The sequence below is a fragment of the Heliomarina sp. genome (assembly GCF_052826185.1).
The window spans coordinates 462399-475136 of record NZ_JBRBUI010000045.1 but is presented as its reverse complement, the minus strand read 5'-3'; the positions used below and the strand labels follow the sequence as shown (position 1 = coordinate 475136).

13 protein-coding genes are annotated in these 12738 nt (G+C 60.7%); 1 reads left to right on the top strand and 12 read right to left on the bottom strand.

Annotated features, from left to right (window positions below):
- Positions 1-102: 102 nt before the first annotated feature.
- Positions 103-1521, top strand: a complete 1419-nt coding sequence (locus ACU0FH_RS14540; RefSeq protein WP_446195369.1) for a DEAD/DEAH box helicase — start codon at positions 103-105, stop codon at positions 1519-1521.
- A 65-nt stretch (positions 1522-1586) separates the two neighbouring features.
- Here ACU0FH_RS14540 and ACU0FH_RS14535 read toward each other — a convergent pair whose 3' ends face one another.
- From ACU0FH_RS14535 to nuoI, 12 genes are all read right to left on the bottom strand, one after another.
- Positions 1587-2012 (bottom strand): OsmC family protein, encoded by a 426-nt coding sequence (locus tag ACU0FH_RS14535; RefSeq protein ID WP_446195367.1) that lies wholly within the window; start codon positions 2010-2012, stop codon positions 1587-1589.
- A gap of 242 nt (positions 2013-2254) precedes the next feature.
- Positions 2255-3922 carry a ribonuclease J gene (locus tag ACU0FH_RS14530; protein WP_446195365.1) on the bottom strand — a complete coding sequence of 556 codons (1668 nt, stop codon included), beginning with the start codon at positions 3920-3922 and terminating at the stop codon, positions 2255-2257.
- 4 nt (positions 3923-3926) lie between these two features.
- Positions 3927-4700, bottom strand: coding sequence for a type III pantothenate kinase (locus ACU0FH_RS14525; RefSeq protein ID WP_446195363.1), 774 nt, complete (start codon positions 4698-4700; stop codon positions 3927-3929).
- A 17-nt stretch (positions 4701-4717) separates the two neighbouring features.
- Positions 4718-5467 (bottom strand): biotin--[acetyl-CoA-carboxylase] ligase, encoded by a 750-nt coding sequence (locus ACU0FH_RS14520; RefSeq protein WP_446195361.1) that lies wholly within the window; start codon positions 5465-5467, stop codon positions 4718-4720.
- Positions 5468-5503: 36 nt separating this feature from the next.
- Positions 5504-6943, bottom strand: a complete 1440-nt coding sequence (gene nuoN, locus ACU0FH_RS14515; protein ID WP_238369110.1) for an NADH-quinone oxidoreductase subunit NuoN — start codon at positions 6941-6943, stop codon at positions 5504-5506.
- A gap of 13 nt (positions 6944-6956) precedes the next feature.
- Complete coding sequence (locus tag ACU0FH_RS14510; protein ID WP_446195359.1) at positions 6957-8498, bottom strand: NADH-quinone oxidoreductase subunit M; 1542 nt, start codon at positions 8496-8498, stop codon at positions 6957-6959.
- Positions 8498-10642 (bottom strand): NADH-quinone oxidoreductase subunit L, encoded by a 2145-nt coding sequence (nuoL, locus tag ACU0FH_RS14505; protein WP_446195357.1) that lies wholly within the window; start codon positions 10640-10642, stop codon positions 8498-8500. The genes ACU0FH_RS14510 and nuoL overlap by 1 nt, the downstream gene beginning before the upstream one ends.
- Positions 10643-10648: 6 nt before the next feature.
- Positions 10649-10954, bottom strand: a complete 306-nt coding sequence (nuoK, locus tag ACU0FH_RS14500; protein WP_088635177.1) for an NADH-quinone oxidoreductase subunit NuoK — start codon at positions 10952-10954, stop codon at positions 10649-10651.
- 107 nt (positions 10955-11061) lie between these two features.
- On the bottom strand, positions 11062-11244 hold the full coding sequence (locus ACU0FH_RS14495; RefSeq protein WP_446195355.1) for a hypothetical protein: 183 nt from the start codon (positions 11242-11244) through the stop codon (positions 11062-11064).
- Positions 11241-11843, bottom strand: a complete 603-nt coding sequence (locus tag ACU0FH_RS14490) for an NADH-quinone oxidoreductase subunit J (protein WP_446195354.1) — start codon at positions 11841-11843, stop codon at positions 11241-11243. The genes ACU0FH_RS14495 and ACU0FH_RS14490 overlap by 4 nt, the downstream gene beginning before the upstream one ends.
- On the bottom strand, positions 11840-12247 hold the full coding sequence (locus ACU0FH_RS14485) for a carboxymuconolactone decarboxylase family protein (protein WP_088635180.1): 408 nt from the start codon (positions 12245-12247) through the stop codon (positions 11840-11842). Before ACU0FH_RS14485 ends, ACU0FH_RS14490 begins: the two co-directional genes overlap by 4 nt.
- Positions 12244-12738 carry an NADH-quinone oxidoreductase subunit NuoI gene (gene nuoI / locus ACU0FH_RS14480; protein WP_446195353.1) on the bottom strand — a complete coding sequence of 165 codons (495 nt, stop codon included), beginning with the start codon at positions 12736-12738 and terminating at the stop codon, positions 12244-12246. Before nuoI ends, ACU0FH_RS14485 begins: the two co-directional genes overlap by 4 nt.

Genomic DNA, 12738 nt, shown 5'->3' with positions numbered 1-12738 from the left:
TGGCAGCGACAAGAGCCATCGTGTGCACTAGCACAGGACCGTACGGGTCCGGCTCCGACCATAGGTGCGGGCCAAGAAAGTGTCCGCAAACAGCGGATACAAATGACAAAATTTTCTGACCTCAAACTGAATCCCAAGGTGCTCAAGGCGATCGAAGAAGCCGGGTACGAAACCCCGACTCCGATCCAGGCTGGCGCCATTCCCCCCGCTCTCGAAGGGCAGGACGTGCTTGGGATCGCCCAGACCGGTACCGGCAAGACGGCAAGTTTCACCCTGCCGCTGATCACCCTGCTGGCCCGTGGCCGCGCCCGTGCGCGCATGCCCCGCAGCCTCGTGCTCTGCCCGACCCGTGAACTCGCCGCGCAGGTGGCCGAGAACTTCGACGTCTATGCCAAGCACGTCAAGCTGACCAAGGCGCTGCTGATCGGCGGTGTCTCGTTCAACGAACAGGACAAGCTGATCGACAAGGGCGTGGACGTGCTGATCGCCACACCGGGCCGACTGCTCGACCATTTCGAACGCGGCAAGCTGATCCTGTCGGACGTCAAGATCATGGTGGTGGACGAAGCCGACCGGATGCTCGATATGGGCTTTATCCCTGATATCGAACGCATTTTCGGGCTGACGCCATTCACGCGCCAGACCCTGTTCTTCTCGGCCACGATGGCGTCCGAGATCGAGCGGATCACCAACACCTTCCTTTCCGCTCCGGCTCGTGTCGAAGTCGCGCGGCAGGCCACAACCGGTGAAAACATCACCCAGGGCGTGGTTATGTTCAAAGGCTCGCGCAAAGACCGCGAGGCCAGCGAAAAGCGCCGCGTCCTACGCGCGATGATCGACGCCGAGGGTGAGAAACTGACCAACGCGATCATCTTCTGCAACCGCAAGATGGATGTGGATATCGTCGCGAAATCGCTCAAGAAATACGGCTATGACGCCGCCCCGATCCACGGCGATCTGGACCAGTCGCAACGGACCCGGACCCTCGAGGGTTTCCGCAATGGCGAGCTCAAGATCCTCGTCGCCTCGGATGTCGCCGCTCGCGGTCTTGATGTGCCAAGCGTCAGCCATGTCTTCAACTTCGACGTCCCCTCGCATGCCGAGGATTACGTGCACCGCATCGGCCGCACCGGGCGCGCCGGGCGCGACGGTGCCGCGATGATGATCTGCGTGCCGCGTGACGAAAAGAACCTCGCCGATATCGAAGCGCTGGTGCAAAAGCAGATTCCGCGTATCGATAATCCGGTCGCCACCTCAAATGACGCGGTTGAACCCGATAGTGCAGAAGAACCCGCGCCGAAAAAGCGCAGCCGCTCCTCCTCTCGCCGCGCCGCCAAAACCGACGCGCCGCAAGAGCCTGCCGAAGCTCCTGCGGCAGAGCCTGCGGAGACACCGCGCAAATCGTCGCGGGGCAAGGGCAGCAAATCCGACAGCGAACGCGGCTCGGGCAAGGTTGTTGGCATGGGCGATCACATGCCCAGCTTTATCGCGCTCAGCTTCGAAGAGCGGCGCGCTGGCTGATACGAAAAACCGCAAGGGCGGCAAACGCCCCTGCGGTAATCATTGAACTGACGATTTCGCGTGGATCAACCCAGCTTGGCATCCATCGTGATATCGGCGTTCAGCACTTTCGACAGTGGACAGTTCTCCTTGGCGGTTTCGGCCGCCTTCTGAAAATCTTCGTCGGAAGCACCGGGCACGCTGGCGGTCACATCCAGATGCACGGCCGTAATGGCGAATCCGCCGTCCTTCTCCTCAAGCGAAACCGTCGCGCGGGTCTCGATTTTATCGGCAACAAGATCGCTCTGCCCGAGGATCATGCTCAGAGCCATCGAGAAACAGCTCGCATGAGCAGCCCCCAGCAGCTCTTCGGGATTGGTCCCCTTCTCACCTTCAAAACGTGTGTTGAATCCGTAGGGCTGGTCACTGAGCACGCCTGTCTCGGTCGAGACATGGCCCTTGCCGTCCTTAAGACCACCCGACCATTTTGCCGATCCGTGTTTCTTGATCATGGCTACCTCCAATTCTGCCGGACGTCATCGCCCGGCTTCTCCCCCCAACGCCTCTCGTCAGGAAAGGTTGCAGGCCCCCGCCAATCCTCTTCTTTGGGTCTGAAATAATCCCGGGGGAGACGCCCAAAGGGCGGCGGGGGCAGCGCCCCCCCTTCCGGCGAAAAGTGAGCATCTCGCCCAAGGCGCAGATCGCAGCAAGAAAAATGCCCGCCCAATCCCTCGGGCGGACAACTTACAGAGTTTTACGCCAGCCGGCTGATGACAATCGTCACTTCCGGCTTCTTTCCGATCTCGCTCTGGGCCGTCTGACGGATCGCGCGACGCAGCGCCTCCTCCAGCGCATCATCGTCGCGCAGAGTCTTTGGCTTGGCACGGCCCAGCAACTGGCTGAGGTCTTCTTCCATCACCTCGACCAGTGGCGCGCGCGAGGATCCGGTTTCCGGCAGGCCCCTGATCTCGCACCACGGGTCGCCCAAAAGTTCGTCTTCCTCGTCAAGGATCAGCGTCACGGTCACGTGACCGTTCAGCGCCATGCGGATCCTGTCGCGCACCACGCCGTCCATCGCGCCGATCTGGACCGAGCCGTCCAGATAGGTGCGCCCGGTCTCGATATATTCGGCGACGCGCAGCTCATTGCCCGACAGGTCCATCATCATGCCATTCACGACAACCATGGACTGCATACCCGAGTCCGACGCGATGCGCGCATGTTCGCGCAAGTGGCGGTGTTCGCCATGCATGGGGATCAGGATCTGCGGCTTGACCAGCGCGTGCAGCCGTTCGAGATCGGGCCGGTTCGCGTGGCCGGAGACATGGTAAAGACCGGATGAATCATCGACCACATCCACGCCTTTTTCCGAGAAGGCGTTGATGATCCGGATTACGCCGCGCTCATTGCCCGGGATCGTCTTCGAGGAAAACAGAAAGAGATCGCCCTCTTTCATCTCGAGTCCCAGATATTTGCCGCGGGCCAGTTGCGCGCTGGCGGCCCGACGTTCGCCCTGGCTGCCCGTCACAAGCAGCATCAGGTTCTCGCGCGGAATATCCTGCGCCGCCTCGGGCGAGACGACACTCGGGAAGTCCTGCAGCACGCCCGTTTCGACGGCGGCTTCGACCATCCGACGCATAGCGCGGCCCAGCAGAACAATGGATCGTCCGGCGCGGGCACCGGCCTCGGCCAGCGTTTTGACGCGGGCGACGTTGCTGGCAAAAGTCGTGGCCACGACCATACCTTCCGCTTGACTGACGAGGTTCACGATCTCGGGACCGACGGTGATTTCCGAGCGCCCGGCAAGCGGCGAGAAGACGTTCGTGCTGTCGCAGATCAGCGCCCGCACCCCGTCCTTGCAGACTTTGGCCCATAAATCGGGATCAAAGGCCTCGCCCACGACCGGCGTGGCGTCCAGTTTGAAATCGCCCGAATGAATCACCCGGCCTTCCGGCGTGTCGATCACGAGCGACGCGGATTCAGGGATGGAATGCGAGATCGGCAGGAAGCTGACGGCAAAAGGCCCGAGCTTGATCTGTTCCGGCCATGCGGACACCGTACGCACCGCGTCTTCGGGATGGCCGAATTCATCCATCTTGCGTCGCGCGATATTGGCGGTGAAGGGGCGCGCATAGACTGGCGCGCCAAGCGCTTGGTAGAAATGGGCCACTGCCCCGATATGGTCTTCATGCGCGTGAGTGATGAATATCCCGTCGAGCCGGTCAGCGCGTTCCTTTAGCCAGGTCATGTCGGGCATGATCAGGTCGACACCCGGTGTGCCGTCCATGTCGGGGAAGGTAACGCCAAGATCGACAAGGATCAGGCGTTCCTTGTCCGGTGCGCCATAGCCGTAGACATAGGCGTTCATACCAATTTCGCCCGCCCCACCGAGAGGCAGGTAGATCAGTCTTTCACTGCTCATCGTTTCAGGTTTTATCCTTGTTATAGGCGTGGATCACGGTCAGGCCGTGCATTGTCAGGTCTTCTTCGAAGAAATCGAACAGCACTTCGCTTTGCTGGAACAGGGGCGCAAGACCACCTGTCGCTATAATTTTCATGTCCGTGTCTCGTTCAGCGCGGATTCTACTGCAAATCTCGCGGACAAGACCGACATACCCCCAAAACACGCCCGACTGCATACATGCAACCGTATTCGTACCGACCACGGCCTGTGGCTTGGCGATATCGACATGCGGCAGGGCAGCGGCGGCCATGTGGAGCGCTTCGAGGCTGAGGTTGACGCCCGGGGCAATGACGCCGCCGACATAGGCGCCGTCGCTCGCGACCACATCAAAGGTCGTGGCGGTGCCGAAATCGACAACGATCAAATCGCCCCCGTGCCGGTCAAACGCGCCGGCAGTGTTCACAAGCCGGTCGGGTCCGACCTGCGTGCCTTCATCGACGCGAGGCGCATGGGGCAGCAGGCATTCCGGCTTGCCGACGACCAGCGGGCGACAGTTGAAGAAACGGTCGGCAAAGACGCGCAGGTTGAACACGACGCGCGGCACGGTCGAAGAGATAATAACATCGGTAATGTCCGGCTCGATTCCGTAGTGCTTGATCAGCGTCGAGAACCACGTGAAATAGGCATCTGCCGTACGCGCATGGTGCGTCGAGGTCCGCAGGGTACAGAGAAATTTCTCGCCGTCCCAGATGGAAAAAACGGTATTCGTGTTGCCACAGTCAATCGCCAACAACATGGGCCAGAGGCTCCTGTTCAGAAAAAGATCTCGGCCGCAGGCAGGCTGACGCGGCCATTGTCCGTCTGTAAGACAAGATTGCCCCGCCCGTCTACCGTTTCAAAGATGCCAGTGGTTTCCGAATTGCTCAGCCGTGCCGTGATCCGCTCACCAATGCGGGCCGCGCGGGCAAGCCACGCCTGCCGGATCGGTTCGAACCCGTAGGTGGTGAACTGGGTTTCATAGCGGTCATAGGCGACGGCCAGATAGGTAAGGAAGTCTTCGGGTGAGACCGCCGCCCCGGTTTCCGAGAGCAGCGACACGGGCCGCACGGCGCCGGGTTCCAAACCTTCCGGGCGGGGCGCATCGGCAAGGTTCACCCCGATCCCTATGGCGAGGTAGTTGCCCTGCCCCGGTGCGCCGGTGCTTTCCAGAAGGATACCGGCGAGTTTGCCGCCGTTCAGCAGAACATCATTGGGCCATTTCAGCGAAAAGCCCTCGGCGCGGCCAGTGACAGTGACGCAGGCATCGAAAAGCGCGAGGGAGGTCACGAAACTGCGCAGGGCAGCCTGTTCCGGCCCGCCGGTTGGTCGGATGACCAGCGTCGCGGCAAAGTTGCCTTTGGGATGGGTCCAGGGCCGTCCTCGCCGTCCCCGGGCGGCGGTCTGGTGCAAGCCAAGGATCCACTCCGGCCCGGTCAGGCCCGGTGCGATCCGGGCCGCTTCGCTAAGCGTGGAATCGACGGTTTCGAAGATTCGACGGCCATAGCCGTCCGGCCAGTCGGTCATCGGGGGCCTCCGTTACAGACAGGCCCCCGGTGTGGATCAGTTGACAAGCGTTGCTGCCGCTGCCGCGGCCGCGCCTTCGACGCCGAACATGTTGACCACGCCCAGCAGCATTATGACAGCCGAAGCCATGAGGAAGACCCAGAGCACGGGCGAGCGGTTGGTTTCCAGCTCGGACCCTTCTTCGCCGAAGTACATGTAGTAGACGATGCGCAGATAGTAGAAAGCACCGATCACGGAGGCGACCACACCGGCCACGGCGAGCCATGCCAGCCCGCCTTCATAAGCGGCCCGCAGAACGTAGAACTTGCCGAAAAAGCCGAGCATCGGCGGCACACCAGCCAGCGAGAAAAGGAGCACCAGCATCGCCAGCGCCCGGCCCGGTTCACGCTTGGAATACAGGTTCAGCGCATTGATATCCGTGACCGGCTGCCCGTCGCGTTCCATCGAGAGAATGAAGGCAAATGTGCCAACATTCATGGTGATGTAGATCGCCACGTAGATCAGCATTGCCTGCACACCGAACACAGTGCCCGCCGCAAGGCCCATCAGGGCAAATCCCATGTGGGTGATCGAGGAATAGGCCATAAGGCGCTTGATGTCGCGCTGACCGATGGCGGCAACGCTGCCGAGGAACATCGAGGCGACGGAGAGCAGCGCGATCACCTGTTGCCAGTCGCTGACGGCGGCACCGAAAGCGTCATGCAGAAGCCGGGCGAAAAGACCCAGCGCCGCTACCTTTGGCGCTGTCGCAAAAAACGCGGTGACCGGGGTCGGCGCGCCTTCGTAAACGTCGGGCGTCCACATGTGGAAGGGCACGGCCGAAACCTTGAAGGCCAGACCGGAAATCAGGAAGATCAGGCCGAAGAGGAGACCAACCGAAACCTCGCCATGGATCGCCGTCTGGATGATGCCCGAGAACAGCGTGGTACCTGCGTAGCCATAGGTCAGCGACGCACCGTAAAGCAGCAGACCGGACGACAGCGCACCCAGCACGAAATACTTGAGACCCGCCTCGGTCGACTTGGCGCTGTCGCGGCGCAGCGAGGCGACAACGTAGAGCGCGAGCGATTGCAACTCGAGCCCCATGTAGAGCGACATCAGGTCTCCGGCGGACACCATCACCATCATGCCCACAACGGAAAGTGCGACGAGAAGCGGATATTCGAACCGCAGCAGGCCGCGACGCTTCATGTATTCCTGGCTCATCACCAGAACGCAGGCGGCGGAAAGCAGGATCGCGATCTTGGCGAAACGCGAAAAACCGTCATCGATGAACATGCCGTTAAAGGCAATCTTGTCGACGCCGCCGGCAGCACCGATCCAAATCGCCAGCAGGACCATAAGGATGCCGGTCACCCAGACAAGCGCGGGGGCGAGCTTGTCCTTGGAGGTATAGACAGCGGCAACCAGCCCGAGCATGGCAAAGACAGCCAGAATGATTTCCGGCAGGATGGTGTTCAGATCAGCCTGGATCATCTACCCGGCCCCCTCAGTTCGATGCGGTCTGCGTCGCGGCCTGAGCCGCGGCAACCGCGTTGTCATAGCTATCGACCAGCGCCGCTGTACTCGGGCTGATGATATCGGTGATAAGCGACGGGTAGACGCCCAGAAGCAGCGTCATCACGATCAGCGGCGCAAAGATGAACCGTTCGCGTGCGTTCATGTCCGAGATCGTCTTGAGGCTTTCCTTGATGAGATCGCCAAAGACCACCCGACGATAGAGCCAGAGCGCATAGGCCGCCGAGAAGATCACACCGGTCGTTGCCACAGCCGCCACCCAGGTGTTGACCTGGAACGTGCCCATCAGCGTCAGGAATTCACCGATGAAGCCCGAGGTGCCCGGAAGGCCGACGTTCGCCATGGTGAACAGCATGAAGACCAGCGCGTAGGCAGGCATCCGGTTCACCAGACCGCCATAGGCGTCGATGTCGCGGGTGTGCATCCGGTCATAGATCACCCCGACGCAGAGGAAGAGCGCGGCCGAGATGAACCCGTGCGAGAGCATCTGGAAGATCGCGCCGTCAACGCCCTGCTGGTTGGCCGCAAAGATGCCCATGGTCACGAAACCCATGTGCGCGACCGAGGAATAGGCAATCAGCTTTTTCATATCCTCCTGCACCAGCGCGACGAGCGAGGTGTAGACAATCGCAATGGCCGACATCCAGAGCACCAGCGGGGCAAGGATTTCTGACCCGACCGGGAACATCGGCAGCGAGAAGCGCAGGAAGCCATAGCCCCCCATCTTGAGGAGGATCGCCGCCAGAACCACGGAGCCCGCGGTCGGTGCCTGAACGTGCGCATCCGGAAGCCAGGTGTGAACAGGCCACATCGGCATCTTCACCGCGAAAGAAGCGAAGAAGGCGAGGAACAGAAGCGTCTGCAGACCGCCGACGATCTGGAAGCCCATCAGGCTGAAGGTTTCGCTGGCAAATTCGTGGGTCAGCAGAACTTCGATATCCGTGGTGCCCGCGTCGGCGAACATTGCCACCATCGCGACCAGCATCAGCACCGAGCCGAGGAAGGTGTAAAGGAAGAACTTGAAGCTCGCGTAGATGCGGTTCGCCCCGCCCCAGATACCGATGATGAGGAACATCGGGATCAGACCGGCTTCGAAGAACAGGTAGAACAGCACCAGATCCAGCGCCATGAAAACGCCGAGCATCAGCGTTTCCAAGAGCAGGAAGGCGATCATGTATTCCTTGACGCGGGTCTTTACATCCCAGCTCGCCAGAATGGTGAGCGGCATGACAAAGGTGGTCAGCATCACGAAAAGGACCGAGATCCCGTCGACGCCCATCTTGTATTGCAGGCCAAGCAGCCAGTCGCTTTGCTCGACGAACTGGAAGCCGGGATCGGCGGGGTCGAATTCAAAATAGATGCCGAGCGAGATCAGGAAGGTGATCGTGGTTGCAAACAGTGCCACCCACTTGGCATTGCGATGCGCCGCGTCGTCTTCTCCGCGCAGGAAGATCGCAAGGATCAGGGCCGCGAGCGCGGGGATGAAGGTGACAATGGAAAGAAGATTGTCCATCAGTTGCCTCCTCCGATCGACATCCAGGTGACAAGCGCGGCTATGCCGAGCACCATCCAGAAGGCATAAGTAAAGATATAGCCGGTCTGTGCGCGGCCCGCGAGCCGGGTGAAGAACGGTACGACATTGAGCGCGACGCCATTCAGGAAGCCGTCGATGATGCTGCCATCACCGCGTTTCCAGAAGACCTTGCCGAGCCCCACGACAGGGCGCACGAAAACCGCGTCATAGATTTCGTCGAAGTACCACTTGTTCTTGAGGAACAGGTACAGCGGACGCTGGTTTTCGGCCAGACGACGGGGCAGTTCCGGGTTCACGATGTAGAACAGGTAGGCAACCGCAAAACCAAGAACCATCGCGATAAAGGGCGAGAGCTTGACCCAGATGTTCGCGGCATGGGCGTTGTCCAGAACGTGGTTGTCCGGACCGAAGTACAGCGCACCGTCACCGGGTTCGCCGCCAAACTGAGCATGATGTTCGCCCGCCTCGCCGTGATCCTCGGTCGCGGCATCCGCGTGGGCGGCTTCTTCGCCTTGGGCCTCTTCGGTCGCTTCTTCGCTGTGACCCGCTTCATCGGTCACCGCATGGTCATCGCCATGGGCCGCGGCCTCGGCGGCCATCGGAATGCCGTAGAACTTACCGATCTGGTCGGCATGGCCGAAGAAGTTGGAATACCACAGCATCCCCGAGAAGATCGCGCCAAGCGACAGGACACCCAGCGGTATCAGCATGACCATCGGGCTTTCATGCGCGTGATCATGCGTATGCTTGTCGCCACGCGGGGTGCCGTAGAAGGTCAGGAAAATAAGGCGCCACGAATAGAAGGACGTGAAACAGGCAGCAACGACCAGCAGCCAGAAGCCATAGGACGACCCGCCGCCCCAGGCGCTTTCGATGATCGCGTCCTTGGAAAGGAAACCGGCAAAGCCGATATGGGTCAGCGGGATGCCGACACCGGTGATCGCCAGCGTGCCGATCATCATCGCCCAGAAAGTATAGGGGATCTTTTTGCGCAGACCGCCATAGTTGGTCATGTCCTGCTCGTGGTGCATCGCGTGGATGACCGAGCCTGCCCCGAGGAACAGGAGCGCCTTAAAGAAGGCGTGGGTCAGCAGGTGGAACATGGCCGCCGAATACATGCCGACACCGGCGGCAACGAACATGTAGCCAAGCTGTGAACAGGTCGAATAGGCGATGACGCGCTTGATGTCGGTCTGCACGAGGCCAACCGTTGCGGCAAAGAATGCCGTTGTCGCGCCAAGCACGGTGATGAAGGCGGTCGCTTCGGGCGCGAATTCCATGATCGGCGACATTCGGCAGACGAGGAACACGCCTGCGGTCACCATCGTAGCGGCGTGGATCAGGGCCGACACCGGGGTCGGGCCTTCCATCGCGTCGGGGAGCCACGTGTGCAGCAGGAGCTGCGCGGATTTACCCATCGCGCCGATGAACAGCAGGAAGGCCACGAGGTTCGCCGCGTTCCATTCGGTCCACAGGAAGGAGACCTGCGTTTCCGCGAGCGTCGAGGCTTCGCCGAAGATGACGTCGAAATCGATGCTGTCGGTCAGGAAGAACAGCGCAAAGATACCCAGCGAAAAGCCAAAGTCACCGACACGGTTGACCACGAAAGCCTTGATCGCGGCCGCGTTGGCCGAGGGCTTGCGATAGTAGAAACCGATCAGCAGATAGGAGGCCACGCCCACGCCTTCCCATCCAAAGAACATCTGGACGAGGTTGTTGGAGGTGACCAGCGCCAGCATCGCGAAGGTGAAGAACGACAGGTAGGCAAAGAAACGCGGCTTGTAGACCTCTCCCTCTTTCCACTGGGGGTCGTGATCCATGTAGCCAAAGCTGTAGAGGTGCACGAGGCTGGAAACCGTGGTGATCACGATCAGCATGATGGCGGTAAGGCGGTCGAGCCGGATGGCCCATTCCGTCGCCAGCGTGCCGGATTCGATAAAACGCAGCACGGTGATGTGCTCGGTCACGCCGTCGAAGGTGAAGAATACGATCCAAGAGAGTAGCGCCGCCAGGAAGAGCAGCCCCGTGGCAACCCATTGCGCGGCGGTTTCGCCGATGAACTTCCAGCCAAAGCCGCAGATCAGCGCGCCAACAAGCGGGGCGAAGAGGATGATGGTTTCCATGTGACGTTAGCCCTTCATCACGTTGACGTCTTCGACGGCGATGGTGCCGCGGTTTCTGAAGAAACAGACGAGGATGGCAAGGCCGATCGCGGCCTCGGCGGCGGCGACGGTCAGCACGAAGAGCGTGAAGACCTGCCCGACAAGATCCCCGAGGAAAGAGGAGAAGGCCACAAAGTTGATGTTCACCGAAAGCAGGATCAGTTCGATGCTCATCAACAGGATAATGACGTTCTTGCGGTTCAGGAACAGCCCGAAGATGCCGATGACGAACAGCGTCGCCGCGACGGTGAGATAATGTTCAAGTCCGATCATGTCGTCCCTCGGTTTCTTTTCCGTGTCGGCCTTTCCGGCCCTTGTCTTGTTTCGCCCCCGACGATGTCGGGATGTTTCGGCCCGTCCCGGGGCCGGGATGTCTGCCGCTAGGTCAGCGGCGGCACCCCGATGTGCCTGCCCTTGTCGGGCGCGACCGCGCCGGAGAGCCGCGCCCGGCGGCGTTTCCAGACCCGGAAGGCCGAGTAGCTGAGCGCCGCCTTGGCGGCCCAGAGCCCGGCAAAGCCCGCGACCCCGACCGAAGCCAGGTGATCGTGGACGATCTGGATCACAGCCCCTGCCCCGGCTTGACGTCGCGAAGCTCCATCGCCTTGGCCGGATCGCGGTACATCTGGGCCAGTACGTTCTGGCGCTTGACGTCCTGACGATGGCGCAGGGTCAGAACGATTGCCCCAATCATCGCGACCAGCAGGATGAGACCTGCAAGCTGGAACAGCAGGAAGTACTGATCATAAAGGATGAGGCCAAGCGCCTGCGTATTGTGTTTGTCGACGGGCATCACCTGCGTGCGCATCGTTTCGGCGGCGGCATTGGATTCCCACGCACCAAAGGCCATGACGAACTGCATTAGGATGATGAGGCCAATCAGCAGGGCCAGCGGCATGTATTTCGCCATCTCCGCCTTGAGCTCGGCGAAATCCACATCAAGCATCATGACAACGAAGAGGAAGAGCACGGCGACCGCGCCCACATAGACGATCACCAGCAGCATCGCGACGAATTCCGCGCCCAGCAGCACGAAGAGCCCCGCCGAAGACAGAAACGCAAGGATCAGCCAGAGCACCGAATGCACCGGCTGTCGCGCGGTGACAGTGAAAAAGCCGCCAAGGATGGCGCTTATCGAAAACAGGTAAAAGGCAAATACGCTCATGTTTCGGGTTCCTCGTTTTCGCCCATAGTCTCTTGCGCAAGATCGAGCGCGCGGGTCATCGCGGGTATGCCCGCAAAAACCGACATCTGACCGATCGTCTCGACGATTTCCTGCTTGCGTGCCCCGGCTTCGATCAGGTGACGCACGGTCTGGCGCACGGCTGTGTCAGCCTGCGCGCCCTGCATGGTGAGCCCGGCCAGCGTCAGCAACAGCCGCGTCTTGGCATCCAGCCCGTCCTTGTTCACCGTGTTGCCGAACCAGAATTCCATCGCTTCCTTGGGCATGGTCGGCCACAGCGCCTCGAACCCCTTGGGCGAGAAGGTTTCAAGCGCGGGATTGAGCGCCCGCGCCATTTCCTGCGCCTGCGTCATCATCGCTTCAAAGGGGTTGCGGGGGTCGCTCATCGGTAGGGCGCATCCAGTTCCAGGTTGCGGGCAATTTCAGCTTCCCAGCGTTCGCCGTTCTCAAGCAGCTTGGCCTTGTCGTAGAACAGCTCTTCGCGGGTCTCGGTCGCGAATTCGAAATTCGGACCTTCGACGATGGCATCCACCGGGCAGGCTTCCTGACAGAAACCGCAGTAGATGCATTTTGTCATGTCGATGTCGTAGCGCGTTGTCCGGCGCGAGCCATCTACGCGTGGTTCGGCATCGATGGTGATGGCCTGAGCCGGACAGATCGCTTCGCAGAGTTTGCAGGCGATGCAGCGTTCTTCCCCGTTGGGATAGCGGCGCAGCGCGTGTTCGCCGCGGAAACGGGGCGACAGCGGCCCCTTTTCATGCGGGTAGTTAATCGTCGATTTAGGGGCCACGAAGTATTTCATGCCGATCCAGAGACCTTTGACGAAGTCGCTGAGCAAGAAATACTTGGCGGCGCGGGTATAGTCGATTTGGGTCAT